Origin of the sequence: Thioalkalivibrio sp. ALJ3 (assembly GCF_000377205.1) — a bacterium.
Classification (GTDB): Bacteria; Pseudomonadota; Gammaproteobacteria; order Ectothiorhodospirales; family Ectothiorhodospiraceae; genus Thioalkalivibrio.
The window spans coordinates 364,423-387,767 of record NZ_KB897907.1; the positions used below are offsets into that span (position 1 = coordinate 364,423).

The 23,345-nt window shown below is 66.0% G+C and carries 30 protein-coding genes; 17 read left to right on the forward strand and 13 right to left on the reverse strand.

The annotated features are described in order from the left end of the window. Positions 1 to 12: 12 nt before the first annotated feature. A complete protein-coding gene (locus C935_RS0108280; protein ID WP_026278732.1) occupies positions 13 to 747 on the reverse strand; it encodes an ABC transporter ATP-binding protein in 735 nt (244 codons plus the stop codon). Continuing rightward, positions 744 to 902, reverse strand: a complete 159-nt coding sequence (locus tag C935_RS13370; protein ID WP_018862044.1) for a hypothetical protein — start codon at positions 900 to 902, stop codon at positions 744 to 746. Before C935_RS13370 ends, C935_RS0108280 begins: the two co-directional genes overlap by 4 nt. Before the next feature lie 282 nt (positions 903 to 1,184). On the opposite strand from C935_RS13370, the gene C935_RS0108290 reads away from it, so the two are divergent. After that, positions 1,185 to 2,117 (forward strand): carbohydrate kinase family protein, encoded by a 933-nt coding sequence (locus tag C935_RS0108290; protein ID WP_018862045.1) that lies wholly within the window; start codon positions 1,185 to 1,187, stop codon positions 2,115 to 2,117. Between the two features lie 179 nt (positions 2,118 to 2,296). On the opposite strand, the gene C935_RS0108295 is transcribed toward C935_RS0108290, so the two are convergent. After that, positions 2,297 to 2,773 (reverse strand): YbhB/YbcL family Raf kinase inhibitor-like protein, encoded by a 477-nt coding sequence (locus tag C935_RS0108295; protein ID WP_018862046.1) that lies wholly within the window; start codon positions 2,771 to 2,773, stop codon positions 2,297 to 2,299. A 100-nt stretch (positions 2,774 to 2,873) separates the two neighbouring features. Between C935_RS0108295 and C935_RS0108300 the strand changes: the two genes are divergently transcribed. Both C935_RS0108300 and C935_RS0108305 read left to right on the forward strand, forming a co-directional pair. Further along, positions 2,874 to 3,305 carry a hypothetical protein gene (locus C935_RS0108300; protein ID WP_018862047.1) on the forward strand — a complete coding sequence of 144 codons (432 nt, stop codon included), beginning with the start codon at positions 2,874 to 2,876 and terminating at the stop codon, positions 3,303 to 3,305. A gap of 10 nt (positions 3,306 to 3,315) precedes the next feature. Beyond that, complete coding sequence (locus C935_RS0108305) at positions 3,316 to 4,278, forward strand: patatin-like phospholipase family protein (protein ID WP_018862048.1); 963 nt, start codon at positions 3,316 to 3,318, stop codon at positions 4,276 to 4,278. Positions 4,279 to 4,389: 111 nt separating this feature from the next. On the opposite strand, the gene C935_RS0108310 is transcribed toward C935_RS0108305, so the two are convergent. Next, entirely contained in the window at positions 4,390 to 4,644 is a 255-nt protein-coding gene (locus tag C935_RS0108310; protein ID WP_018138049.1) for a Smr/MutS family protein, read from the reverse strand. A gap of 122 nt (positions 4,645 to 4,766) precedes the next feature. Here C935_RS0108310 and corA point away from each other — a divergent pair, with 122 nt between their 5' ends. Next, a complete protein-coding gene (gene corA, locus C935_RS0108315) occupies positions 4,767 to 5,840 on the forward strand; it encodes a magnesium/cobalt transporter CorA (protein ID WP_018862049.1) in 1,074 nt (357 codons plus the stop codon). A gap of 105 nt (positions 5,841 to 5,945) precedes the next feature. Here the strand turns inward: corA and C935_RS0108320 are convergent, their stop codons facing one another. Beyond that, entirely contained in the window at positions 5,946 to 6,290 is a 345-nt protein-coding gene (locus tag C935_RS0108320; protein WP_018862050.1) for a PilZ domain-containing protein, read from the reverse strand. A gap of 217 nt (positions 6,291 to 6,507) precedes the next feature. Between C935_RS0108320 and C935_RS0108325 the strand changes: the two genes are divergently transcribed. From C935_RS0108325 to C935_RS0108345, 5 genes are all read left to right on the forward strand, one after another. Continuing rightward, on the forward strand, positions 6,508 to 6,840 hold the full coding sequence (locus tag C935_RS0108325; RefSeq protein WP_018862051.1) for a DUF3634 family protein: 333 nt from the start codon (positions 6,508 to 6,510) through the stop codon (positions 6,838 to 6,840). A 137-nt stretch (positions 6,841 to 6,977) separates the two neighbouring features. Continuing rightward, positions 6,978 to 8,177: an NnrS family protein gene (locus C935_RS0108330; protein ID WP_018862052.1), complete on the forward strand. Its 1,200-nt coding sequence runs from the start codon at positions 6,978 to 6,980 to the stop codon at positions 8,175 to 8,177. A gap of 160 nt (positions 8,178 to 8,337) precedes the next feature. After that, positions 8,338 to 8,967, forward strand: a complete 630-nt coding sequence (locus C935_RS0108335) for a MarC family protein (protein WP_018862053.1) — start codon at positions 8,338 to 8,340, stop codon at positions 8,965 to 8,967. Between the two features lie 174 nt (positions 8,968 to 9,141). Next, positions 9,142 to 10,083: a DUF5996 family protein gene (locus C935_RS0108340; protein ID WP_018862054.1), complete on the forward strand. Its 942-nt coding sequence runs from the start codon at positions 9,142 to 9,144 to the stop codon at positions 10,081 to 10,083. 206 nt (positions 10,084 to 10,289) lie between these two features. Next, positions 10,290 to 10,955 (forward strand): DUF3012 domain-containing protein, encoded by a 666-nt coding sequence (locus C935_RS0108345; RefSeq protein WP_018862055.1) that lies wholly within the window; start codon positions 10,290 to 10,292, stop codon positions 10,953 to 10,955. Positions 10,956 to 11,088: 133 nt separating this feature from the next. On the opposite strand, the gene C935_RS0108350 is transcribed toward C935_RS0108345, so the two are convergent. The 3 genes from C935_RS0108350 to C935_RS0108360 all read right to left on the reverse strand — a co-directional run bounded on the left by C935_RS0108350 (position 11,089) and on the right by C935_RS0108360 (position 13,455). Continuing rightward, entirely contained in the window at positions 11,089 to 11,853 is a 765-nt protein-coding gene (locus tag C935_RS0108350) for an SDR family NAD(P)-dependent oxidoreductase (RefSeq protein WP_018862056.1), read from the reverse strand. Between the two features lie 143 nt (positions 11,854 to 11,996). After that, positions 11,997 to 12,359, reverse strand: coding sequence for a nucleotide pyrophosphohydrolase (locus C935_RS0108355; RefSeq protein WP_019024870.1), 363 nt, complete (start codon positions 12,357 to 12,359; stop codon positions 11,997 to 11,999). A 190-nt stretch (positions 12,360 to 12,549) separates the two neighbouring features. Further along, positions 12,550 to 13,455 carry a LysR substrate-binding domain-containing protein gene (locus C935_RS0108360; RefSeq protein WP_018862058.1) on the reverse strand — a complete coding sequence of 302 codons (906 nt, stop codon included), beginning with the start codon at positions 13,453 to 13,455 and terminating at the stop codon, positions 12,550 to 12,552. A gap of 121 nt (positions 13,456 to 13,576) precedes the next feature. On the opposite strand from C935_RS0108360, the gene C935_RS0108365 reads away from it, so the two are divergent. The 5 genes from C935_RS0108365 to C935_RS0108385 are packed head-to-tail and all read left to right on the forward strand — an operon-like array spanning position 13,577 to position 15,994. Further along, positions 13,577 to 14,026, forward strand: coding sequence for a DoxX family protein (locus C935_RS0108365; RefSeq protein WP_018862059.1), 450 nt, complete (start codon positions 13,577 to 13,579; stop codon positions 14,024 to 14,026). Between the two features lie 46 nt (positions 14,027 to 14,072). Next, positions 14,073 to 14,318: a pirin family protein gene (locus C935_RS0108370; RefSeq protein WP_369771393.1), complete on the forward strand. Its 246-nt coding sequence runs from the start codon at positions 14,073 to 14,075 to the stop codon at positions 14,316 to 14,318. Between the two features lie 49 nt (positions 14,319 to 14,367). Then, positions 14,368 to 14,469: a hypothetical protein gene (locus C935_RS13375; protein ID WP_018862061.1), complete on the forward strand. Its 102-nt coding sequence runs from the start codon at positions 14,368 to 14,370 to the stop codon at positions 14,467 to 14,469. A 26-nt stretch (positions 14,470 to 14,495) separates the two neighbouring features. Then, entirely contained in the window at positions 14,496 to 15,080 is a 585-nt protein-coding gene (locus C935_RS0108380) for an NADPH-dependent FMN reductase (RefSeq protein WP_018862062.1), read from the forward strand. Then, a complete protein-coding gene (locus C935_RS0108385) occupies positions 15,080 to 15,994 on the forward strand; it encodes a pirin family protein (RefSeq protein WP_018862063.1) in 915 nt (304 codons plus the stop codon). The genes C935_RS0108380 and C935_RS0108385 overlap by 1 nt, the downstream gene beginning before the upstream one ends. Before the next feature lie 48 nt (positions 15,995 to 16,042). Here C935_RS0108385 and C935_RS0108390 read toward each other — a convergent pair whose 3' ends face one another. Both C935_RS0108390 and C935_RS0108395 read right to left on the reverse strand, forming a co-directional pair. Continuing rightward, positions 16,043 to 16,798 carry an RES family NAD+ phosphorylase gene (locus tag C935_RS0108390; RefSeq protein ID WP_038040435.1) on the reverse strand — a complete coding sequence of 252 codons (756 nt, stop codon included), beginning with the start codon at positions 16,796 to 16,798 and terminating at the stop codon, positions 16,043 to 16,045. Positions 16,799 to 16,803: 5 nt separating this feature from the next. After that, complete coding sequence (locus C935_RS0108395) at positions 16,804 to 17,163, reverse strand: MbcA/ParS/Xre antitoxin family protein (RefSeq protein WP_018862065.1); 360 nt, start codon at positions 17,161 to 17,163, stop codon at positions 16,804 to 16,806. Positions 17,164 to 17,395: 232 nt separating this feature from the next. Between C935_RS0108395 and C935_RS0108400 the strand changes: the two genes are divergently transcribed. Beyond that, complete coding sequence (locus tag C935_RS0108400; RefSeq protein ID WP_051074684.1) at positions 17,396 to 18,238, forward strand: M48 family metallopeptidase; 843 nt, start codon at positions 17,396 to 17,398, stop codon at positions 18,236 to 18,238. Between the two features lie 12 nt (positions 18,239 to 18,250). Beyond that, the gene (locus C935_RS0108405; protein WP_026278733.1) at positions 18,251 to 18,577 is read left to right on the forward strand and encodes a DUF3634 family protein; all 327 of its coding nucleotides are present in this window, start codon (positions 18,251 to 18,253) and stop codon (positions 18,575 to 18,577) included. A gap of 50 nt (positions 18,578 to 18,627) precedes the next feature. On the opposite strand, the gene parE is transcribed toward C935_RS0108405, so the two are convergent. Then, positions 18,628 to 20,514 (reverse strand): DNA topoisomerase IV subunit B, encoded by a 1,887-nt coding sequence (gene parE, locus C935_RS0108410; RefSeq protein ID WP_018862068.1) that lies wholly within the window; start codon positions 20,512 to 20,514, stop codon positions 18,628 to 18,630. Between the two features lie 131 nt (positions 20,515 to 20,645). On the opposite strand from parE, the gene trxA reads away from it, so the two are divergent. Beyond that, positions 20,646 to 21,521 carry a thioredoxin gene (trxA, locus tag C935_RS0108415; RefSeq protein ID WP_018862069.1) on the forward strand — a complete coding sequence of 292 codons (876 nt, stop codon included), beginning with the start codon at positions 20,646 to 20,648 and terminating at the stop codon, positions 21,519 to 21,521. Between the two features lie 110 nt (positions 21,522 to 21,631). Here trxA and C935_RS0108420 read toward each other — a convergent pair whose 3' ends face one another. After that, on the reverse strand, positions 21,632 to 22,345 hold the full coding sequence (locus C935_RS0108420; RefSeq protein WP_018862070.1) for a DsbC family protein: 714 nt from the start codon (positions 22,343 to 22,345) through the stop codon (positions 21,632 to 21,634). 92 nt (positions 22,346 to 22,437) lie between these two features. Continuing rightward, positions 22,438 to 23,343 (reverse strand): site-specific tyrosine recombinase XerD, encoded by a 906-nt coding sequence (xerD, locus tag C935_RS0108425; protein WP_018862071.1) that lies wholly within the window; start codon positions 23,341 to 23,343, stop codon positions 22,438 to 22,440. Positions 23,344 to 23,345 lie beyond the last annotated feature (2 nt).

Sequence of the window (23,345 nt, forward strand, 5' to 3'; positions counted from 1 at the left end):
CGGCCGCCGTCGCTACCAGTGCAGTTCGGCCGGGGACTGGCGCGTGGCGTTCTCGTGGATCTCGCTCACGCGGCCGTCGCTAAGGTGGATCACCCGGTCGGCCATCTCGCCGATCACCGCGTTGTGGGTGATGATCGCCACCGTCGTGTCCAGACGCTCGTTGATGTGCTGCAGCACCTCCAACACACGGATGCCGGTCTTCGAATCCAACGCGCCCGTTGGCTCATCGCACAGCAGCACGGCCGGCTGCTTGGCGATCGCGCGGGCAATGGCCACCCGCTGCTGCTCGCCGCCGGAGAGCTGCGAGGGGAAGTGGTCCATGCGGTTCTCCAGCCCGACCAGCGCGAGCGCCTCTTCCGGTGGCATCGGGTCGCGCGAGATCTCGGTGACGATGGCCACGTTCTCGCGCGCGGTCAGGCTGGCGATCAGGTTGTAGAACTGGAACACGAAGCCGACATGGTCGCGGCGAAAGGCCGTCAGCGTGCGCTCGGAGGCCTGCGCCAGATCCTGGTCGCGGTAGCGCACCTCGCCCTCGGTCGCGGTGTCCAGCCCACCCATGATGTTCAGGAGCGTCGACTTGCCGGAACCCGAGGCCCCCAGCATCACCACCAGCTCGCCGGTGTAGAGCTCCAGATCCACCCCGCGCAGGGCGTGGATGGTCACCTCGCCCATGCGGTAAACCTTGGTCACCCCCGCCGCGCGAAACATCACCTCCCGCGTGGCCGCAGGAGCCGGGGATGCGCTCATGCGGGAGCGGCCACCACGTGCGTGGTCTGCGGCGCCGCGGCACCCGGCTCGGGCGCGCTTGGCAGGATGCCGCCCTCGCCGTCCAGGCTCATGGACCACAGGCTCAGCAGCAACAGCAGAATAATTAGTATTGGAATCAGTACGCGCGGATTCATCGGACAGGCCCTCGCTCGCGACAGTACCCCAATGCTGCCACAAAGCCCCCGGCACGGCGTCGGGCCAGGCACCGTCGGCCGGGATGACCAGCAACGACAGGCACGCCCGACGCGGCTCGCGATGCGCCCCCGATTTGTTGTTTTGCGCCCAAATATTTACCCTATGCGCACCGTCCGGCCTGCCGCAGACGCGCCGAGCATCCCGAAATCGCGCGCCGCAGAGCCGTTTTGGCACTACAAGCGGTGCCATGCCAACCCGTTTCAACAACGCAAGGAGTCAACATGTCCGCACTCATCTGTGGATCCATCGCGTACGACACCATCATGGTGTTCCCCGACCGCTTCAAGAACCACATCCTGCCGGACAAGGTGCACATGCTGAACGTGTCCTTCCTGGTCCCGGACATGCGTCGCGAGTTCGGCGGTTGCGCCGGCAACATCGCCTACAACATGAAGCTGCTGGGCGGCAACCCGACCATCATGGCCACCGTCGGCGGCGACTTCGCCCCCTATGCCGACTGGATGGACAAGCACGGCATCTCGCGCAAGCACATCAAGGAGCTGAACGACACCTATACCGGTCAGGCGTTCATCACCACCGACCAGGACGACAACCAGATCACCGCCTTCCACCCGGGCGCGATGGGCTTCTCGCACCAGCAGAAGGTCACCGAGGCCGACGGCATCAAGGTCGGCATCGTCTCCCCGGACGGCCGTGACGGCATGATCGAACACGCCCAGCAGTTTGCCGACGCCGGTATCCCGTTCATGTTTGACCCGGGCCAGGGCCTGCCGATGTTCGACGGAGACGACCTGAAGCGCTTCATGGAGAACGCCACCTACGCCGCGTTCAACGACTACGAAGCGCAGCTGACCGCCGACCGCACCGGCCTGAGCCTGGAGCAGATGGCCGAGATGGTCGACGCGATGATCGTCACCCGCGGTGGCGAGGGCTCCGACATCTACACCGGCGGCAAGAAGATCACCATTCCGTCGGTCGAGCCGGCCGCGATCAAGGACCCGACCGGCTGTGGCGACTCCTACCGCGCCGGCATCCTGTTCGGCCTGGAACAGGGCTATGACTGGGAAACCACCGGCCGCATCGCCTCGCTGATCGGCTCGATCAAGATCGCCCACTCCGGCACCCAGAACCACCACTTCACGCCGGAAGCGTTCGCCGACCAGTTCGAAAGGGCCTTCGGGTACCGCTACTGAGCCACCTGACGCCGCCCCGGGCACCCGCCCGGGAACGCAAAAGGCCCGGCCCGAGTTTCCTCGGTCCGGGCCTTTTTTGTTAGCGCTCTGCAGAGGTCTGCTTACGGGCGGAGCCCCTGCCCGCGTCTGACGCCTGACAGGAGCTTTGTCGGACGGCCGGCTCCCACTCCCTCAAGGCGTCAACCGCGTTGGTAAGTGCCCACCAGCCGGTTCATGCCGATCACATGGGGCTCGGCGCGCTCCAGGAACTGCCAGAGCGTGAGGCCGGCGGGGAGCTGCAGGTCGCGGTCCAGCGCCAGCAGCCAGAAGAAGTAATGGTGTTTGCCGTGGCCCTCGGGCGGCATCGGGCCGCCGTAGCCGGTGCCGCCAAAGTCGTTCTCGCCGACATCGCCCAGGCTGGCCGCCTCGGGCAGGCCGTCGGTATCCGGCGGCAGGTTGTACAGCACCCAGTGCACAAAGCCGTAGGTGCCGGACTTGATCAGCGGGGCATCCGGGTCATGGCAGATGACGGCCAGCGAGCGCGTCTCCTGCGGGAGGTTGCTCCACTTGAGCGCTGGCGAGGTGTCCTCGCCCTCGCCCGTATGGCGCTTCGGGATCGGCTGACCGGGGCCGAACGCGGAACTGGACAGCTGCATGTCGGACAGTGCAAAACCCATCGCCAATCTCCTGATCAATACGTACCCGCCACCCTAACGTGCACCCCGGGCCCACACCAACCGGTTGCAGCCGCCCGCCGTCACGCGGATCATCGAGGGCATGCTGAATGCCGTAAAACGCTGGCTGGGCCGAGAAGACCCCCTGAGCGGGGCCGCGCGGGCGATCGACCGCGGCCGCTCGGGGATCGAGACCGTGCTGGGCCTGCCTCACCGGCTCGCCGTGCCACTGTTGCGCCGCCACTTTGGCGAGGCGGTTCACCCCTCCGACGAGGACTTCCGCGAGACAGGCCAGAACGGGTACTGGTCCCTGCCCACTCCCGGTTCGGAGTTCGAAGTCCGCCTGTTCGGCGACGATACCGGGCGCGTCACCGTCGGTACGGTTCGCGGCACGAACGTCTATTCGGGGCTGGTGGTGGTCAGCGAATGGTCGCCGGAAAACCCGGTGGCTGTTTGGCAGGTCCGCCTGGAAGATTCGGCCACCGAGTCTGCGCGAACGCTGCACGACTTCCTGCTAGGCGACGCCTCCTCCTAGCGACCCGGCGATGGACGATCGCGAACAGTCGATTTCGCTGGTACTGGGCAGCGGCGGGGCTCGCGGCTTGGCGCAGATCGGGGTCATCCGCTGGCTGGAGGAGCACTCCGACTATCGCATCCGCTCCATCTCGGGCGCCTCCATGGGCGCGCTGATCGGCGGCATCTACGCAGCAGGCAAGCTGGATATCTACGAGGACTGGGTGAAAACGCTGCGCCGCCAGGATGTCTGGCGGCTGCTGGATTTCTCGTTTCGCGGTGCCGGGCTGATCCGGGGCGATCGCCTGATCGGCAAACTGCGTGACATGCTGGGCGACATCGACATCGAAGAGCTATCGATCTCCTTTACCGCAGTAGCCACCGATATCGAGCGCGAACGCGAGGTCTGGCTGAACACCGGCTCGCTGTTCAACGCCATTCGCGCCTCCATCGCCATCCCCACTGTGTTCACCCCCGTGCACCATCACGGGCGGCTGCTGGTGGATGGCGCCCTGCTGAACCCCGTACCCATCGCACCGACCCTGAACGACCACACCGACATAACCGTGGCCGTCAGCCTGAACGGGCGCATGGGCGACGAACTCACGCGCGTCACCCGCCCCAACGCCTTCGATGACGTCGACGCCGAAAAACTGGGGCGCAGCCGCCTGAATCAGCGACTGCAGGGCGTATTGCCGGACCGGGTCGGCGGCTGGCTCCAGGACTGGCCAGGCAAGCTGGGGCTGGGCTCCACGACCGCCGGCATGAGCCGCGCCCAGGAGGCCCGGGCGCTCAGCATGATCGACGTCGTCTCCCATTCCATCGAGGCCATGCAGGGCTCGATCGCACGCTTTCGCATTGCCGCCTACAACCCCGAGCACCTGATCGAGGTGCCCGTCAACGCCTGCGGCATCTTCGACTTCCACCGCGCCCGCGAGATGATCGAACTCGGCTACCACCTCGCCGAACGCAGCCTGGGCGACCAAAGGCCGTAAGCCCCACCCCCTTCCCCCTGTAGGAGGCCAGCCCCCTGGCCGATGGGGTTCTGCTGGCCCCGGATCGGCCAGAGGGCTGGCCTCCTACAAGGAAAGAGGGAACGGCCTTGCTCAGTGCTTGAAATGCACAAACAGTCGGCCGTGGTTCTTCGAGTCCTTCTCCACCCGGTGGTAGCGCTGCTTGATCTCCGGCTGCTGCAAAAAGCGCAGCACGCGCTTTTTCAGTTGTCCGCTACCCTTGCCGTGGATGATCTCTACCGTCTTGATACGCTTGTCGCAGGCCTCTTCGATCGCGCCATTCAGCGCCGCATCGATCTTGCGCCCGTTACGAAAGCACTCGTGCAGGTCGATGGAAAGCCGCGACATATCCGTCCTCTGTCCAGGGTCACCGCGATGCAGCCTGCCAGACTCGCCGCGCGTGCGCAGCCGCGTGTCGCCCTCACGCATGAACGCCCTATACTCGGAGCAACTCCGCTCCGGAAGACCCCATGACACGACTGTTCGAGAAGACCTATCCGCAACCCGGAACGCCCCCGGGCCACGGGGTACACGCTCACGAACATTCCCACACTTCCGACGCCAGCGTTTCCGCCTGGCACTACCACAACGAACAACTCAATCCCCTGGACCCTGAAACCGTGCTGCACGACGGTGCGCCGGCGGACGGGTTCGTCTGGCTGCACTTCCAGGGCACACCCGGTCCGGGCCAATTACACCGCCTGGGCGAGACGTTCGGGCTGCACCCGCTGGCGCTGGAGGACGTGCGCCATCGCGGCCAGCGCCCCAAGCTCGACTACTTCGGCGAGCACGCAGTGATCATCCTCAACCAGCCGCAGCTGGATGGCGATACCGTGCGACTGGACCAGCTCAACCTGTTTGTACACGCGAAGTTCGTGATCAGCGTACACAGCGGCGATACCGACCCGTTCGAGCCCATCCGCCAGCGCATGCGCGGCAGCAACCGCAACTTCAACCGCCTGGGTGCCCCGTACCTGGCCTATGCCCTGATGGATGTCGTCGTGGATCAGGCCTTCCCGCTGATGGAGCAACTCGGCGACCGTATCGAAGACCTGGAAGAACGCGTACTCTCACAGCCCAACCACGACACCCTGAGCCGCATCCATGTCGTACGCCGCGAACTGCTGGTGCTGCGCCGCCAACTCTGGCCCACGCGCGACGTAGTTACCCGCCTGATGCGCGACAACCAGGACCCGTTCGGCCCAGAGATGATGCCCTGGCTGCGTGACGTCCACGATCACACTATCCAGATCATGGACCTGCTTGAGTCCTACCGCGAAATGGCCTCCAGCCTGATCGAGGCCTACCTCTCGGCCATCAATCAGCGCTCCAACGACGTGATCCGTGTTCTCACCATCATCGCCACCATCTTCATCCCGCTCACCTTCATCGTCGGCATCTACGGCATGAACTTCGACCACCCCGAAAGCCCATGGTCGATGCCCGAGCTCTACACCTACTACGGCTACCCCGTCCTGCTCGGCATCATGCTCGCCGTCGTTCTCGGGATGCTCTACCTGTTCCGCCGACGCCGCTGGCTTTAACCCCACTCCGGCCTCGCCAACGGACCGGCGTCGTGGCGATTTCTGTGGATGACCCCAGCGCCGGGGCGGCGCCCGGAGACAAGGGCACTGCCATCAGGGCGCGGGCTATCTCGAATCGGGCGGGAGCCCGAAACTCTCGCGCATCAGGTCGAGCAGGCCATCGACCCTGGACGGATCCTCGGTCTCGAACATCGCTCCCACTCCATACTCGTCCAGGCGCATAACGATGCAATGCCAGACATGAGCCCGACCATCGGCCGCCTCTTCCGGACTGACGAGCAACCGCAGTCTGGAATTCTCGGAGAGACCCGCAACCGGCAACTCCAGATACAGCCCGCTGAGACTGACATCCCGGATCCGGCCACTGACCCGGTACCCCGGGGCACCGGGTGGATTCTGTATCTCGGCGGTCATGCAGACCGCCCTGCGACGCCCTTCCCGAAGCTCCATTAGCCACCCCCCGGCAGTGCCTCCAGCCACGGCATCTTCGTGTCTCTCCCTGGACTGTAGTGCATACAGAAGGCGTCGGCGCTCGGGCCATGCCGACCCGTCCTCACTTTGAACCGCAGGCAACGGGATGCCCCGGCCCCGCGCAATGTGATAGACCCACGATCGTGTGCGCTACACTGGGCGCCAACCCGCATCACGCCTGGCACCGCAACCGGTCATGCTCCTCACGCTGTTGGTCATGCTCTTCGTACTGGGACTGGGTATCGCCCTGATGATCTGGCATGCCCGGCAGGTGTTTTCCGTGGAGCTGCGTCGTGGTTCGGTCCGTGTCCGGCGCGGCAAGCCGCCGGCTGGATTCGTGCGCGGCTGCGAGGACGTGGCACGACAGTTCGGGCTCAAGCGGGGCCGGATCGCTGCGGTGCGGACCGACGCGGGTGTTCAGCTTCGCTTCTCCCGCGATCTGCCAGCAAAGACCCACCAGGCCTTTCGCAACGTCTGGGCGCCCCCGCCGGGCGGCGGAGGTAGCGGCGGCATGCGCGCGACGGGATAGCAGCCTGGAGCAGCGGATTACTCGCTGTACTCGCACTAAACAGTAATAAAAATGCAAGATATGGGAGCGGACCGATTTTCCGGGAGGTGCCCGCAGCGATAGTGGGTACCGGCACGGCGGAGCCAAAGGGGGCGAACGTGAAGCTGAACATCGAGCAGCCCGGGCAGTACCGCTTTGGCCTGAGCCATCTGGGATTTCGCCCGTTCTTCTTGCTGGCCGGGCTGTACGCCGTGCTGGTCGCGGGTCTGTGGACCTGGCTTTACCACGTCGACATGGCGGCGCTGCCCACGGCCGTCTTTGGCGGGCCCTTTGCCTGGCATGGCCATACACTGATCTTTGGCTACGGCATGGCGGTCGTCGCCGGGTTCCTGCTCACGGCCGTGCGCAACTGGACCGAGATGCAGACGACCCACGGGCCCGCGCTGCTGGTGCTGGCCGGGCTCTGGCTCGGCGGCCGCGTGGCGGCCTTGTTCGGGGACCCCGGGCTGGTCGCGATGGCGCTGTTTGATCTCGGCTTCACCCTCTGGCTGCTGGCCGCCCTGGCCCGCCCGGTGTGGAAGGCGCGCCAGTGGGGCCAGCTGGCAGTGATCGGCAAAGTCGCCTTGCTGGGGGCCAGTAACGGGCTGTTCTACCTGGGCGCCTTCGACCTGCTCGATGGCGGCCAGCGCCTGGGGCTGTACTCCGGGGTCTACCTGCTGCTGTCGCTGATCCTGATGATGGGCCGCCGGGTCATCCCGTTCTTTATCGAGCGCGGCCTGGACGGGGCCTTTACGCCGGTAAACCGGGCCTGGCTGGACCGCCTGGCTCTGGTGCTGTTGCTGGCCTTCTGGCTGGTCGAAGTCTTCCTGCCCTGGTCAACCGTCGCAGCGGCGCTGGCGGCCGGCCTGGCCGTGGCACACGGCGTGCGCTGGGCGGGCTGGCATACGCCGGCGCTGTGGCGCAAGCCACTGCTCTGGGTGTTGATGCTGGCCTACGGCTGGATCGTGATCGGCTTTGCGCTGCGGGCCGCGGCCGAGTTCACGCCCCTCGCGCCGATGGCCGCACTGCACGCCTTTACCTACGGGGGCATCGGCCTGATAACCCTGGGCATGATGACGCGCGTGGCCCTGGGCCATACCGGGCGCAATGTCTTCGATCCACCGCGCATCCTCGGGGTACTCTTCGCCTTGCTGGCCATCGGGACGCTGGCACGGGTGGCCGGACCCCTGCTCTGGCCGGCCCTGACCGCAACTTGGATGGGGGCCTCGCAGTTCCTGTGGATCGCGGCCTTCGCCGGGTTCGTCTGGGTCTACGCGCCGATGCTGATCAAACCTCGCATCGACGGGCGTTACGGATAAGCCGAGGCGACAGGGCGGTAGCACCGACAGCACCGCACGGCCAAGCGCTGGACTGCCCTGCCGCGCGCACCATCTGCAATGATGCAGGGTCTGTGCAGCCCGCAGGCAACGCGCCGGTAGCCAGGAACAGTTCGCAACGCGAAGGGTATCGGGGAGATCAATGCTGGAACTGGGTGTGGTCGCACTGGCGACCTTCTTCGTGACCGTTGGGCCCGTGGACGTGGCGGTCGTCTTTGCCGTGCTGAGCCAGGGCATGACACGGGCCCAGCGACGCCGGATGGCCTGGCGCGCGGCATTGCTGGCGACCGGCATCCTGCTGCTGTTCGCGCTGTTCGGCGAGGCCGTGCTTTCGGTGCTGGGCATCACCATGCCGGCGCTGTACACGGCCGGCGGCATCCTGCTGTTGCTGATCGGGATCGACATGGTCTTCGCGCGCAGTTCCGGTGGGGTGTCGGCGACTCCGGCGGAAACCAGCGAGGCGCGCAGCCGGGGCGACATCTCGGTGTTCCCGTTGGCGACACCCATGCTGGCCGGGCCGGGCGCGATGGGGGCGGCAATCCTGCTGATGAGCCGGGCCGGCGATGACTGGATGGCTCAGGCGGTGGTGCTGGGCGCCCTGGCGGCGATCATGGTGCTGGCCCTGATCTGCCTGCTGGTCGCATCGCGCCTGCAGCACCTGCTGGGGGTCACCGGCGCCCATGTGCTGACCCGTATCCTCGGCGTGCTGCTTTGCGCACTGGCCATGCAGTTCATATTCGACGGCCTCGAGCAAAGCGGCCTGCTGGGCTGAGCACCGGCTTCGTACGCGGCCGGGATCACAAGCGGGATGTTCGACAGCAAGCCCTTCGCGGGGGTCTACACTCCTCAGGATGGCCTAACAGATTCCTCGGGATTGATGGGCGCGCCCTTGTGCTAGCGCTTCCGCTCGATTCGCAATGGCCCCGGATCAGCCCCGGAGGATCGCATGCCCGCCCACTCGCAGAATGGACCCACCCACTGGCCCGAACTCCCACCCCTTGATCAGTGGGAGGATACCTGTACCACGGTCCACATGTGGACGCAGATTGTCGGCAAGATCCGTCTCGAACTGGGGCCCTGGGTGAATCACTCGTGGGGTTCCACGCTGTATGTCACCAGCACCGGGCTGACGACATTGCCGATCCCCTATCAGGGGCAGACCTTCACCATCGACTTCGATTTCGTCGCGCACCAGCTGGTGATCACCACATCGAACGGCCGCAAGGTGCTCTTTACGCTGGAACCGATGAGCGTTGCCGATTTCCACGACAAGATCTTTGACGCACTTGCGTTCCTCGGCATTCGTGTAGCCATCCTCGCGCGCCCGGTGGAGGTACCGGAAGCCACCCCCTTTGCCAGGAACACGCGAAACCGCAGCTACGATCGCCATGCCATCCACGCTTTCTGGCAGGCATTGGTGCAGGCGAACAGGGTGTTCTCGGAGTTCCGCGCGGGCTTTCTGGGAAAGTGCAGCCCCGTGCACTTCTTTTGGGGTGCGTTCGATCTGGCCGTCACGCGCTTTTCCGGCCGCGAGGCGCCGAAGTATCCCGGCGGTGTCCCCAACTGTGCCGACTGGGTGATGGACGAGGCTTATTCCCATGAGCTGGCGAGCTCCGGCTTCTGGCCCGGCACGGGGCTGGGCGAAGCGGCCTTCTATGCGTATGCCTACCCGGAACCCGACCGATATCGCGAGGCCGCCATCCAGCCCGCCGCGGCCCGTTTCCACGAGGGCCTCGGGGAATACATCCTGCCACTCGACGCTGTTCGAACGTCGACGGATCCCGATGCCGCACTGCTGAGCTTTCTGCAGAGCACCTACCAGGCGGCTGCCGACAATGGCCGCTGGGACCGCGGAGCCCTCGAGTTCGTTCCACCCGGCCCGAGATAGCGGCAGGACAGACCCTTCGGAGCCGCCCTGGCTCGCACGCGGGACTCGCAAATGCGCTGCGGCTCCCAAAACCCAGCGCAAACGCGTGCATTTGGTGCTATGAACTATGTAATCGCCGCCTGTTCGCACTCCATTCGCTGTTGGCCGCGGTTCCCGTCCTGTTGTAGTGATTTGTGTTCGGTTAGGGGGAACCGAGGGAGGCAGCCATGAACACCCTACCGAGCTTTACCGTGCCAGCCATCGCGGGGCTGGCGTTCGCATTGATCACGTTTTCCGGTTGCGGCCAGTCGAACGACTCGGCCCAGGCTGCGGAACCGGACACCCTGATCCAGGAAGAGCCAGATGCGCCAGCGATGGAGCGCGCGATCGGCTTCATGGAGTCCTGGATCGAGTTGTTCGACACCATGAGTGCGGAATTGGCCGGGGTCGACAGCCGGGAGGCCGCCAATGAGCACGCCACCTGGCTGACCGAAGAACTGACGCCGCGCCTGGAACAACTGGCAGGCGAGATGATCGTCTTCATGGAGTCGATCGAGGAACACGAGATGGAGGTCATGGAGGCGTCGTTTGATGCCCCGGAAAACCACCAACGCATGCTGGAACTGGAAGGACGCATGGAGCAGTCGCTGGATCGACTGGAAGAAAACATCATGCGTGTCGAGACCACACATGCAACGCCGGCACTGGAGATGGCGTGGCTGAACTTCGCCCGGACCAACGAGCGGCTGGAACGGCAGATGGAAGCCACGTTCGCCGGTGGCGCGCAGACGGTTGGCAGTCCCGCATGGTGTGACGCCATGGCCAACACGCCCCAGGCCCAGTGGTCGATGAACGACGCCTTCGCCTTTGCGAACCACTGCGTGGGGCGCTGATGCGAGGCTCCGGCATAGATTCCGGAGCCTCGCTTGCGGGTTCAATCGACATATTGCCGCGGCCCCTGCGGGGCCTCGCAATGACGTCACCGCCTTGCGCGCCGAACGATGACGAGTGGCGCGCGCCTGCAAACTACTGCGAGCAAAGGCCGCCGTCGACAACAAAGGTATTGCCGGTGCAGCCGGAGGCCGCATCGGACAGCAGGAACACCGCCATCCCGGCGCATTCCTCGTTGTTCACGTAGCGGCCCAGCGGGATGCGCGCCTCGAAGGACTTGTGCACCTCGTCGGCGTGGCCCGGGTCCGCCTGCTCTTCAATGGACTGCATCATGCGGTTCGCGACCGGGCCGGGGTTGAGCGTATTGACGCGGATGTTCTCCGGTCCCAGCTCGGCGGCCAGGCACTTCATCATGCCCACCACCGCGTGCTTGCTGGACACGTACGGCGACAGGCCGGCCGCCCCGCGCAGCCCGGCTACGCTGGAGGTGATCACGATGCTGCCGCCATTGCCGCGACGCAGCGCCGGCAGGGCCGCCTCCGCGCCCAGGCGCACGCCATGCACGTTGACGGCAAAGACCTTCTCCCACGCCGCGTCGGAACGGCTGTCGAACGGGCCGACCTCGCCCTCGATCCCGGCGTTCAGGAACACGCCATCCAGGCGCCCGAAACGTTCCAGTGCCGTCGCGACCATGCGCTCGTTGTCTTCGCGCCGCGTGACGTCCACGGCCAGGCCCACCGCCCGCTCACCCAGGGACTGGGCGATGGCCTCCACCGGCCCGGCCTCGCGGTCGGTAATCACCACACTCGCGCCCTGCTCGTACGCCATGCGCGCCGTGCTCTCGCCGATACCACCGGCGCCACCGGTGATTGCGATCACTTTTCCTTCCAGGGGGCTCATGCTGTGTCTCCTTCGTCATGCAGTCGGGGAATCGCGGCAAGACGCTCGCGGATAAAACCATTATCAGCCGGGCAAAGGCCAGGAATCTTGATCCGGGTCACGACTCTTGCCGCATACACCTCCCGGCGAACCGAACGAGCGAATTACAGGTTCGTGTACTTGCGTGCGAGGCCTCGCGCCTTGTCCACCGGGTATTTTTTCGCGTTGGTTTCCAGCTTGTCGCTCGCGGCCTGCACGAGGTCGATGTTCAGCTTGCGGGCCAACATCAACAGATAGATCTGCACATCCGCGATCTCGGCTCGAACCTCCTCCAGCGCCTCGCCGGACAGGCCGCGCGACTGCTCCTCGGTCAGCCACTGGAAGTGCTCAATCAGCTCGCCGACCTCGCCCGCCAACGCCATCGAAAGATTCTTCGGCGAATGGAACTGCGCCCAGTCGCGCTCTTCGACAAACGCCTCCAGCCGCGCCGCCAGCTCATCCAGCTCCCGCGTGTTGTTCGACCCCATGGCCATCACTCCCGTCGCATCCATTTCTCTGGACTCGTCACCGTAACGAACTCTCGCGGCGCCGTAATCCGCCTGCTAGTGGCCCGCGGAGTAGCAGGAGCGACATCACCGGGATCTTCATATGCCGGAGATCCCGGCTCTTCGCTTCGCGGCGGCCGTGATGACATGCGCCGACCAACCGATGCCAGGCCTACCGCGACGCCAGCTCGTTCGGCGTACCTAGCTGCTCCGCCAGGAAGTCGATCAGGGCGCGGGTCTTGGGCAGGAGGTAGCGGCGACTGGGGTAGACGGCGTAGATGCCGAGCGTGGCGGTTTCCCAGTCGGGGAACAGCGCCTGCAGGGCGCCGGTCTGCAGATGTGGCTGCAGCAGGAACTCCGACTGGTAGACGATGCCCTGTCCGGCCAGGGCCGCGGCGACGCAGGTCTCGCCGTTGTTGCTGCGCAGCACGGGGCGGGTCGTGACCGCGACCGGCCCGTCCGGGCCCGTGAGGGTCCAGTCGTCGCCGGTCGCGTGGTAGCTGTAGGCGATGGTGGCGTGGTCCGCCAGCTCGCGCGGGTGTTCGGGTCGACCGCTGGCCGCCAGGTAGTCCGGCGCGGCACAGATGCGCATGCGCGTGGTCGCCAGGCGGCGCGCGACCAGGCTGGAGCTGTCGAGCGTGCCAATGCGCACGGCCAGGTCGAAACCTTCGTCGACCAGATCCACCGAGCGGTCGTTCAGGGTGACGTCCAGTTCCATCCGGGGATGCCGCGCCGTGAATGCGCCCCACAGCGGGGCCAGGTGCTGGATGCCGTAGCTCACCGGGACGTTAATCCGCAGCCGCCCGCTGACGGCGGTGCCGCGCTCGCTGATCTCGCCCTCGGCGGCGGCCAGTTCCTCCAGCAGCAGCTTGCTGCGCCCAAAGAAGGTCTCGCCCTCGCTGGTCAGCGACAGGCGCCGGGTCGTGCGGTGCAGCAGCCGCGCGCCCAGCCGTTCCTCCAGGCCGTTCACCGCGCGCGAGACGGCCGCCTTGGACAGGCCCAGCGCCTCCGCCGCATGCACGAAGTGCCCGGCCTCGACCACGGCCACGAAAATCTGCATCTGCTGGAAACGATCCATTGTTTCACTATGCGCAACTATATGTGCCTTTTATAGCTGTTTATTGCTTACCAGGAAATAGACAGACTCTCCCTGACCGGCCAGAACCGCCGGCCTTCGCAAACCATCCAGGAGAGTCCAAATGAATTCGTCCTTCATGCAGCAGCTGTTTGGCACCAACGCCGGCTGGGCGGCCCTCGCCCTGCGCATCCCGGTCGGGATCATTTTCATGGCGCATGGCGCCCAGAAACTGTTCGGCTGGTTTGGCGGTCACGGTCTGGAGGGGACCGGCCAGTGGATGGCCTCGATCGGGCTGGAGCCGGGCTTTCTGATGGCCCTGCTGGCCGGTGGCGCCGAGTTCTTCGGCGGTCTGGCCCTGATCATCGGTTTGCTGGTGCGCCCGGCGGCGGCCGTGCTGGCCTTCACCATGGTCGTGGCGATCTTCGCCGTACACTTCGAACATGGCCTGTTCATGAGCAACAACGGCTACGAGTTCGCGCTGTCGCTGCTGGCCGTCTCCGTCGCACTGGCGATCAGCGGCGCGGGCCGGGCCTCGGTCGACAACCACCTCGCCGGGATGTACCGCGGCTAGTCGAAATACCCCATGCCGGGCCACCTGGCTCGGCATGGGTCGCCTGATGGGTAACACCCGGGAGGAGGACACCATGATCACCCTGCGCCCCAGTGCCGAACGCGACCATGCCTGCCACGGCTGGCTGGAGTCCCGCCATACCTTCTCGTTTGCCAACTATTTTGATCCGGACCATATGGGCGTATCGGACCTGCGCGTCATCAACGAGGACCGGGTCGCCCCGGGTGCCGGCTTCGGCGCCCACCCGCATCGGGACATGGAGATCATCACCTGTGTGCTAGGGAGACGCTGATTGATACGTACAGATCACCCGGGGCGAACTGAGCCTGAACGGCCAGACGATGGCCGCCGGCGACGGCGCCACGGTCCGTCAGGAACACGGGCTCGAATTCACCACCGACGGCAAGGCCGAGGCCCTGCTGTTCGATCTGCGCGGCGGCTGATGCCGCCCACTGACGAGGACACACCAATGTCACTGCAGCTTCAGACGATCATCGCCAGCACTCGCCCGGGCCGTATCGGCCCCTCGGTGGGCGACTGGTTTCATGCCCTGGCCAGCGAACAGGGCGCGTTCCAGAGCGAGCGGGTCGACCTGGCGGACTTCCAGCTGCCGGTCTATGACGAACCCCAGCATCCGCGCACACAGCAGTACGAACACGAACACACCCGGGCCTGGTCGCGCAGCGTCGCGAGCGCCGACGCCTACGTGTTCGTGATCCCCGAGTACAACTACTCGGCTCCACCCGCGCTGATCAACGCCCTCGACTACGTCTATACAGAGTGGAACTACAAGCCCTGCGCGTTCGTGAGCTACGGCGGGGCCTCCGGCGGCCTGCGCTCGGCGCAGATGGCCCGGCAGATGGTGACAGCCCTCAAGATGATGCCGATCCCGGAGGGCGTGATGATCCAGATGCCCTGGAACCACCTGGACGACAAGCGCCGATTCGTCCCCGAACCGATGCACGATGACTCCGCCCGGGGCATGCTGGAGGAACTGGCGAAATGGGCCCGCGCCCTCCAGCCCATGCGCGACACGACACCCGGAGCCCCCTGATGAGCAACACCCTGGAGACCACCGAACAGCCCTGTACCGCCTCGCCTGCCCCCTGCGCGGCGATCGAGACCGTGCTGCAGCCCCGCGAGCGCGACCTGGGCGGCTTCTCCGTGCGCCGGGTGCTGCCCACCGCACAGCGCCGGATGGTCGGGCCGTGGATCTTTTTCGATCACATGGGGCCGGCGCACTTCCCCGCAGACGAGGGGATCAACGTGCGCCCGCACCCGCATATCGGGATCGCAACGGTCACCTACCTGTTCGAGGGCGAAATCCTGCATCGCGATTCGCTGGGTTCACTGCAGGCGATTCGCCCCGGGGATCTCAACCTGATGGTCGCCGGACACAGCATCGTCCATTCCGAACGCGAACGCCCGGAGGTCAGCGCCGAGGCCCACATCCAGCACGGGCTGCAGCTCTGGCTCGCCCTGCCGGAAGCCGACGAGGAAACCGAGCCCGCGTTTCATCACTATCCGGAACAGTCGATCCCGACCGTCACCGTCGACGGGGTCCCCGTGCGCGTGATGATGGGCAGCGCCTACGGCGAGCAGTCGCCGGTGCGGGTGTTCTCCGAGACGCTCTATCTGGAGGCCCGCCTGCAGCCCGGCCAGACCCTGACACTGCCCGATGCCGACGAACGCGCGGTCTACGTGGTATCCGGCGAGCTGCGCGCGCAGGACACTGCGATGCCGACCCATTCGATGACGATCTTCTCGCACCAGTCCGGCATTGCGGTCACCGCCACCACGGCCTCGACCATCGCCCTGGTCGGCGGCGCCCCCGTGGGCGAGCGCCACATCGAATGGAATTTCGTCTCCAGCCGCCGCGAACGCATCGAACAGGCCAAGCAGGACTGGCAGGACGGCCGCTTCCCGAAGGTCCCCGGCGACGAACACGAGTTCATCCCGCTGCCCTGACTACCGGGGCCGGCCTGCTCTGTGCCGATCGACGTACGGGGAAGGTACTCAGGCGGGTAGCGGCAGGCGGCCCTGATAGAGGAACGGACTCAGAGGAAAATCGTACAGGGTCCCGTCGCGGGGCTTGAGGAAGCGGACGTGCTCGGCGCTGAGCTGGCACAGCCAGGGGTCCTGGCGCGTGGGCTTGTTGCGGGTAAACGGCCGCGGGTTGTAGAGCGCGAGGTTGAGGCCGCCCCCGGTATCGCGGGCAGAGGTGTACTCGAACAGGTCGATCCCGGCCTCGCGCAGGACCGCGCCCAGGGCCTGGGTGGCACGGTAGTCGGCAGGGTGGCGCAGCCGTTCTGCGTGCTGCGCGAACGGCGGCTCCTGGAGCTGCAGGCCTTCGGGGCTCAGGTAGCGCGCGGCGAATAACGTGTGCTGGGTGTCGAGCTTGCGCGACGGCGGTGTGGCCATGCCGTACCAGAAGACGAAGCGATAGAAGGCCGCCTCGGCCAGTACGGTGCGCTCGCTCCGGGCGCCATAGAAAAGACTGGGCTCGTGACGGCGGCCAAAGCGCGAGCCGTGGCGCAGCGGGGGGTAGCGAAACGGGGTCGCCAGCAGGTAGTGCAGCCGTTCGGTGCCGGCGCGCCGGGGTGGCTTGGTCGCCTCCAGCATCTCTTCCAGCACGGCCTGGCGGTCCAGCGAGGAAACGATCTGGTTGGTGGCTACCTGTTCCTGGCTCTCCACCAGACGCAGGACCTCGCCACGCAGTGGGACGCGCGGCGCGGCTTTCACCAGCGCATTCCAGTCCGGCGTGGCAGACACTCAGCTCACAGCTTGCCGCGAATCGCGTCGAGATACTCCAGCACGCCCACCAGCCCCTGCACGGTACGGATTTGCTCGGCCGGCACGCCGCCGGTGTGGTGGTTCTGCGTGTGCATCCAGTGCTTCATCGCCGCGGCATCCCCGCCGGTCAGCACATACAAGGCGCGATAGCAGCGGATCAGCAGCAACGCCAACTCCCCCGGCTTGCTGGCCGGGTCGATGTTGCCTCGACTGATATCCGTGCGTCCGCGCCCGACGACCTCGCCCAGATCCGCCTGGGTAAGACCCAGCGCCTTGCCGGCGTTGACCAGTGCCTCGCGCAGGACATCCGCGCGCTCCGGCGCTGCAACTGTTGCGACACTCATGGGCAACCTCCAGGAACCACCATTACGCACATATTTAATTATTATGTGCTTACTGCACACTATAAACCTGTGGAGCCCAAAGCGCCAGACCAGAGAAACCACCGTGGACCCTGCATCACGCAACGGGCGGGATGTCACGAAGCAGGCGTGCACCAGGGTGCCGGGGCTCCCGATCCATGCGAAAACCCTCTATGTTGGGGAAATGGGTCAACACGAATCGAGAGGGACGGGTATGACAGCCATTGGTATGCGAACGGTGTACGGGCGGCTGGCCGCAGTGCTGGCCCTGATCGGTGTATTTGTACTGGCGAGCGCCTGCGCACCACGGGTGTCGGTGCAGGAGGAGCGCCAGCTGGGCGAGGATCTGGCTGCGGACCTGAACGCGGAGCTGCCCATCGTCGAAGAGCCGGCCATCAACGACTACATCAATTCGCTGGGTCGTTCGATTGCGGCGGTGGCCGACGATCGCGAAGAGATCGACTACACCTTCTACGTCGTCAACGGGCCGGACGTAAACGCCTTCGCCGTGCCCGGCGGCCATATCTATGTCTACCGCGGCCTGATCGAGCGGGCGGATGACATGTCCGAGCTGGCCGGCGTGCTGGCACACGAGGTCGGGCATGTGGTGAAGCGCCACGGCATCGACCAGTGGCGCCGCGCGCAACAGGCGGAAATGGGGCTTGCCGTCGTCTACGGCGTGATTCTTGGACGCGATCCTGGCGCGGCGGAGCAAGTCGCCGTGCAGGTCGGTGCGGCGGGTGTATTCGCCGGCTACAGCCGCGAGGCGGAGCGCGAGGCGGACGACGTGGCCATTGGCTATATGGTGGATGCCGGCATCCACCCCATCGGCCTCGTCTCGTTCTTCGAGACCCTGCTGGACGAGCGCGACCGGGATCCCGGCCGGGTTGAGCAGTTCTTCGCCACCCATCCCACCACCCGCGAGCGCGTCGAGAACACCCAGGCTCGGATCGACTCGCTCCCGCAGGAAACACTGGACGGGCTGGCGCGAGACAGCGATGATTTCCAGCGCTTTCGCCGCGAGGTCGAAGCACTACCGGAACCGGAGTCGGATTAGACCAACATGTCCATGCTCACCGCGCTACTGCTGATGATTGCGCTGCTGCTCGCTGCGGCGGCATGGATCATCTGGCAGGCCAGCATCCTGTTCAGCCTCGAGATCGTGGACGGCAAGCCGCGGGCGCGGCGTGGTGACGTGCCCATGCACTTCGAACATACCGCCCGGGATGTCGCCCGGCGCTACGGGATCCAGCGCGGGCGCGTGACCGCGATGCGCACTCGCGAGGGCGCGCGCCTGCGCGCCTCCGGGTCCATCCCCCGCGAGGCTCAGGGCGAGCTGCAAACCGCCCTGAAGCGCATCAAGCTCGGCCGCCGCAAACGCCGCAAGCGCCGCTAAGTTACGGGCTCGATGACGGGCCGCAGCACCTCAAGGAGACTCGGCAATCTTCAAACGGCGACGTCGGCCAGGTGACCCTTGCCTTCCAGCCAGGCGCGGCGTTCGGCGGCGCGCTTCTTGCCGAGCAGCATATCCATCAACTGCTGGGTATCGTCGGCGGCATTCAGCGTGAGCTGCACCAGGCGCCGGGTGTCCGGATTCATGGTCGTCTCGCGCAGTTGCAGCGGGTTCATCTCGCCGAGGCCCTTGAAGCGGGTCACGGCGACCTTGCCCTTCATCTTCTCCGCCTCGATGCGTTCCAGCACGCCGGCCTTCTCGTCGTCGTCCAGGGCGTAGAACGTCTGCTTGCCGACATCCACGCGATAAAGCGGCGGCATTGCGATGTAGATATGCCCGCGCTCGACCAGCGGGCGGAAGTGCCTCAGGAACAGCGCACACAGGAGCGTGGCGATGTGCGCACCGTCGGAGTCGGCATCGGCCAGTATGCAGACCTTGCCGTAGCGCAGCCCGTCCAGGCTGGCCTGGCCCGGGTCCACGCCCAGGGCCACGGAAATGTCGTGGATTTCCTGCGAGCCCAGCACCTGGTCCGGGTCGACCTCCCAGGCGTTCAGAATCTTGCCGCGCAGCGGCATGATCGCCTGAAAATCGCGGTCGCGCGCCTGCTTGGCGGAGCCACCGGCCGAGTCACCCTCGACCAGGAACAGCTCGGTGCGCTCCAGGTCCTGGCTGGCGCAGTCCGCCAGTTTGCCCGGCAGGGTCGGGCCCTGAGTGACCTTCTTGCGCACCACCTTGCGCCCGGCGCGGCTGCGCTTCTGCGCGTTCTGGATCGCCAGTTCGGCGATGCGCTCGCCCTGCTGCGGGTGCTGGTTCAGCCACAGGCTGAAGGCATCCTTGACCACGCCGGAGACAAACGGCGCGGCCTGACGGGAGGAAAGGCGCTCCTTCGTCTGCCCGGCAAACTGCGGGTCCTGCATCTTGAATGACAGTACGCTGCAAACCCGTTCCCAGACGTCTTCCGGCGCCAGCTTGATGCCACGCGGCAGCAGGCTGCGGAATTCGCAGAACTCGCGCACCGCGTCGGTCAAACCGGTGCGCAGGCCGTTCACGTGCGTGCCACCCTGCGTGGTCGGGATCAGATTCACGTAGCTCTCGCTGACGACCTCGCCACCCTCCGGCAGCCAGGTCACCGCCCAGTCCACCGCCTCGGTGGCGCCGGCCATCGAGCCCATGAACGGCTCCCCCGGCAGACGCTCCAGGCCATCCAGCGCCTCCACCAGGTAGTCGCGCAGACCCGCCTGATAGCACCACTCGCAGGCCTCGCCGGTGGTTTCGTCGCGGAAGGTGACGGTCAGGCCCGGGCACAGCACGGCCTTGGCGCGCAGGATGTGCTTGAGCCGGGGGACCGAGAACTTCGCGGAATCGAAGTACTGCGGGTCCGGCCAGAAGTGCAGCGTGGTGCCGGTATTGCGCTTGCCGACCTCGCCGACCGCTTCCAGGTCCTGTGTCTTGTGGCCGCCGGCGAAGGCCATGCGGTACTCGCGGCCGTCACGCTTGATCTGCACCTCGAGCTGCTGCGACAGCGCATTAACCACCGAGACGCCCACCCCGTGCAGGCCGCCGGAGAACTGGTAGTTCTTGTCCGAGAACTTACCGCCCGCATGCAGCGTGGACAGGATCACCTCCACCCCCGGGCGGTTCTCGCGCGGGTGCAGATCCACCGGCATACCGCGGCCGTCATCCGAAACGGAGACCGAGTCGTCCTTGTGCAGGATCACGTCGATGCGCTTGGCGTGGCCGCTGATCGCCTCGTCCACCGAGTTGTCGATCACCTCCTGCGCGAGGTGATTCGGACGGGTGGTGTCGGTGTACATGCCCGGGCGCTTGCGCACCGGGTCCAGCCCCTCGAGGACCTCGATATCGGATGCGGAGTAGCTCACGTGATGGTTCCTGTTTCGATCGCGCGCTCGCGGATGCGCGAAGGGTAGCAAATCAGGGCTGCTTGCAATCGCCCCCATGATCCCAACAATTGCATGGCAAATTCCGTATTCAACGTTTCAGGAGGATTCCCATGGCAGAGGCCGCAAGCGCAACCGGCGAGGACATCCTCGACGTCACCCAGGAAAGCTTTCAGCAGGCCGTACTGGACGAGTCCCATCAACGCCCGGTGGTGGTCGACTTCTGGGCGTCCTGGTGTGGGCCCTGCCAGCAGCTGATGCCGCTGCTGCAGCAACTGGCCGCGCAGTACGCCGGCCAGTTCCGCCTGGCCAAGGTCAACAGCGACGAACAGCAGGCCCTGGCCCAGCAGTACGGCGTGCGCAGCCTGCCCACCGTGATGGTGTTCCGCCACGGCAAGCCGGTGGACCAGTTCATGGGCGTACAGCCGGAACCGAATATCCGCGCGATGATCGACCGCTATCTGGAAAAGCCTTCGGACAGGATCATCGAACAGGCTCGTGAACAGGCCAAAATCGGCGACGTGGACGGGGCCCTGGCCACGCTCAAGGCCGCGCTTGAGGAAGACGCCGACAATGGCGACCTGCGCATCGAACTAGCCCGTGCCCTGGCCCAGTCCGGCGATGCGGGCGCCGCCGAGGCGGAGCTGAACAAGCTGCCGATGGACCAGCACGAACAGGACGCGGTGAAGGAACTGCGCGCGCGGCTGGTGTTCGCCAGGACCGCGGCCGGCATCGACCCGCAGGCCGTGGCGAAGGAAATCCAGTCCGGCGACCCCAGCCCCGAGGCTCTGGAGAAAATGGCCGCCTACGCGATGCTTTCCGGACGTGCCGAGGAAGCCCTGGGGCTTTACCTGCAACTGTTGAAACAACACCGCTCCTATAACGACGGCGCCGGCCAGAACGGCCTGCTGGCTGCGTTCAAGGTGCTGGGCGATGACCATCCGCTGGTCGGACAGTACCGGCGGCAGATGGCCTCGTTGCTGTATTGATCAGGCAAACACCGACGCCCTCATCCGCGCAGGTGGGGACCTCACAGGCAAGCCGCTCCTGCAGGTGCTGCATCGGCCAGAGGGCTGGCCTCCTACAGGGGGGTGCTGGCTCAGCTACCGCCGACGATCCGCTCGATGACGGCCTCCGGCTCCTGATAGCCGGACATCTGCTGGCCGTCCTCGGTCACCAGCGCCGGGGTGCCGCGCAGGTTCAGCTGCTGGCCCAGCGCCATGTGCGCGTCCTGCGGGGTGTCGCAGCTGCCATCGATTTCTTCCAGCTTTTCACCGACCTTCGCGCGATCCATCGCGTCCTCGCGATCGTCCGCACACCAGATTCGGTCCATGATCTGCGGGGAATCACGCCCCAGCACCGGGAACATCAAATAACGCACCTTGATGCCGGCCTCCAGGTACTGCGGGATGTCCTGGTGAAGCTCGCGGCAATAGGGGCAGTTGGGATCGGTAAACACGTTCAGCACGCCGCGGGTGTCGCCGTTTGGCGAGTAGACAACCAGTTCCTCGTCGTCGATCGCGGCAAACATGTCGGCGCGCACCCCACGCAGCGACTCCTGAGTGAGATTGTCGCGAGTATCCAGGTCAATCAGGTTGCCCTGCAGCAGGTACTTGCCATCCCCGGATACATAGAAGATCTCGGTGCCGTAACGCACTTCAAAGATCCCCTCCATACCGGTTTCCTGGATGCTGTCGATCTCGGCGTTGGGAATGACCTCCGCCATGCGCTCTTCGATGGCATCAGTCGCTGTGGCGGTAGAGGTGAAGGCGGTCAGCAGGACGGCCAGGGGCAGTGCGCGTATCAAAAACATGGACTCTCTCGTGGCTGTGCAAAAAACGGCGCCAGTCTAGCAGCCCCGACACAGGGTGCCTGTTAAAACCGGCGAGATCGGGGTAGTAGACGTCAGCCGCGGGGATGATGTTCCGCATGCAGGCTCTGCAGGCGGGCGCGTGCGACGTGGGTATAAATCTGCGTGGTCGAAAGGCTGGAGTGGCCCAGCAACATCTGCACCACGCGCAGGTCCGCACCGTGGTCGAGCAGATGGGTCGCGAACGCATGGCGCAGGGTATGCGGCGACAGGGGCGCCTCGATACCGGCCGCCCGCGCATAGTGCTTGATGCGATACCAGAAGGCCTGGCGCGTCAGCCCCCGGCCACGCCGGGTCACGAACACGGTATCCACCGGCGGGTGACCGGCCATCAGCTCGCCCCGCGCCTCGCGCAGATAGCGTGTCAGCCAGTGCACGGCCTCCTCGCCCAGCGGCACCAGGCGTTCCTTGTCGCCCTTGCCGGTCACGCGGACCACGCCCTGGCGGGTGTTCACCTCGGACTGTTCCAGACCGACCAGCTCGGACACGCGCAGGCCGGTCGCGTACATCAGCTCCAGCATCGCGCGGTCGCGCAGGCCGACCGCGGTGTCCAGTTCCGGGGCCGCCAGCAGGGCGTCGACCTGGCCCTCGGACAGGCTGTCCGGCAGCGGCCGCCCGGCGCGCGGGGACTCGATCCCGGCGCTGGGGTCATCCTCGCGCTCGCCCTGGTGCACCAGATAGCGGTAGAACCGCCGCACGCTGGACAGGGCACGCGTAATCGACTTCGGCCGCGCCCCCGCCTGCATGCGGGCGCTGACGAACCCCAGCAGATCGGCACCACTGGCCGCCTCCAGCGCGACCCCGCGCCCGTGCAGCCAGCGCGCCAGGGCCTCGAGGTCGCGGCGATAGGCCGCCAGGGTGTGATCCGACAGGCCCTCGACCGCCCAGAGTTCGTCGAGGAAACGGTCGAGGGTGTCGGACTGGACAGCCGCGACGGTCACTT

Coding starts and splice junctions, on each gene's coding strand:
- C935_RS0108280 (WP_026278732.1), bottom strand. CDS start 747: ATGAGCGCATCCCCGGCTCCTGCGGCCACGCGGGAGGTGATGTTTCGC.
- C935_RS13370 (WP_018862044.1), bottom strand. CDS start 902: ATGAATCCGCGCGTACTGATTCCAATACTAATTATTCTGCTGTTGCTG.
- C935_RS0108290 (WP_018862045.1), top strand. CDS start 1,185: ATGTCCGCACTCATCTGTGGATCCATCGCGTACGACACCATCATGGTG.
- C935_RS0108295 (WP_018862046.1), bottom strand. CDS start 2,773: ATGGGTTTTGCACTGTCCGACATGCAGCTGTCCAGTTCCGCGTTCGGC.
- C935_RS0108300 (WP_018862047.1), top strand. CDS start 2,874: ATGCTGAATGCCGTAAAACGCTGGCTGGGCCGAGAAGACCCCCTGAGC.
- C935_RS0108305 (WP_018862048.1), top strand. CDS start 3,316: ATGGACGATCGCGAACAGTCGATTTCGCTGGTACTGGGCAGCGGCGGG.
- C935_RS0108310 (WP_018138049.1), bottom strand. CDS start 4,644: ATGTCGCGGCTTTCCATCGACCTGCACGAGTGCTTTCGTAACGGGCGC.
- corA (WP_018862049.1), top strand. CDS start 4,767: ATGACACGACTGTTCGAGAAGACCTATCCGCAACCCGGAACGCCCCCG.
- C935_RS0108320 (WP_018862050.1), bottom strand. CDS start 6,290: ATGGAGCTTCGGGAAGGGCGTCGCAGGGCGGTCTGCATGACCGCCGAG.
- C935_RS0108325 (WP_018862051.1), top strand. CDS start 6,508: ATGCTCCTCACGCTGTTGGTCATGCTCTTCGTACTGGGACTGGGTATC.
- C935_RS0108335 (WP_018862053.1), top strand. CDS start 8,338: ATGCTGGAACTGGGTGTGGTCGCACTGGCGACCTTCTTCGTGACCGTT.
- C935_RS0108340 (WP_018862054.1), top strand. CDS start 9,142: ATGCCCGCCCACTCGCAGAATGGACCCACCCACTGGCCCGAACTCCCA.
- C935_RS0108345 (WP_018862055.1), top strand. CDS start 10,290: ATGAACACCCTACCGAGCTTTACCGTGCCAGCCATCGCGGGGCTGGCG.
- C935_RS0108350 (WP_018862056.1), bottom strand. CDS start 11,853: ATGAGCCCCCTGGAAGGAAAAGTGATCGCAATCACCGGTGGCGCCGGT.
- C935_RS0108355 (WP_019024870.1), bottom strand. CDS start 12,359: ATGGGGTCGAACAACACGCGGGAGCTGGATGAGCTGGCGGCGCGGCTG.
- C935_RS0108360 (WP_018862058.1), bottom strand. CDS start 13,455: ATGGATCGTTTCCAGCAGATGCAGATTTTCGTGGCCGTGGTCGAGGCC.
- C935_RS0108365 (WP_018862059.1), top strand. CDS start 13,577: ATGAATTCGTCCTTCATGCAGCAGCTGTTTGGCACCAACGCCGGCTGG.
- C935_RS0108370 (WP_369771393.1), top strand. CDS start 14,073: ATGGGTAACACCCGGGAGGAGGACACCATGATCACCCTGCGCCCCAGT.
- C935_RS13375 (WP_018862061.1), top strand. CDS start 14,368: ATGGCCGCCGGCGACGGCGCCACGGTCCGTCAGGAACACGGGCTCGAA.
- C935_RS0108380 (WP_018862062.1), top strand. CDS start 14,496: ATGTCACTGCAGCTTCAGACGATCATCGCCAGCACTCGCCCGGGCCGT.
- C935_RS0108385 (WP_018862063.1), top strand. CDS start 15,080: ATGAGCAACACCCTGGAGACCACCGAACAGCCCTGTACCGCCTCGCCT.
- C935_RS0108395 (WP_018862065.1), bottom strand. CDS start 17,163: ATGAGTGTCGCAACAGTTGCAGCGCCGGAGCGCGCGGATGTCCTGCGC.
- C935_RS0108400 (WP_051074684.1), top strand. CDS start 17,396: ATGACAGCCATTGGTATGCGAACGGTGTACGGGCGGCTGGCCGCAGTG.
- C935_RS0108405 (WP_026278733.1), top strand. CDS start 18,251: ATGCTCACCGCGCTACTGCTGATGATTGCGCTGCTGCTCGCTGCGGCG.
- trxA (WP_018862069.1), top strand. CDS start 20,646: ATGGCAGAGGCCGCAAGCGCAACCGGCGAGGACATCCTCGACGTCACC.
- C935_RS0108420 (WP_018862070.1), bottom strand. CDS start 22,345: ATGTTTTTGATACGCGCACTGCCCCTGGCCGTCCTGCTGACCGCCTTC.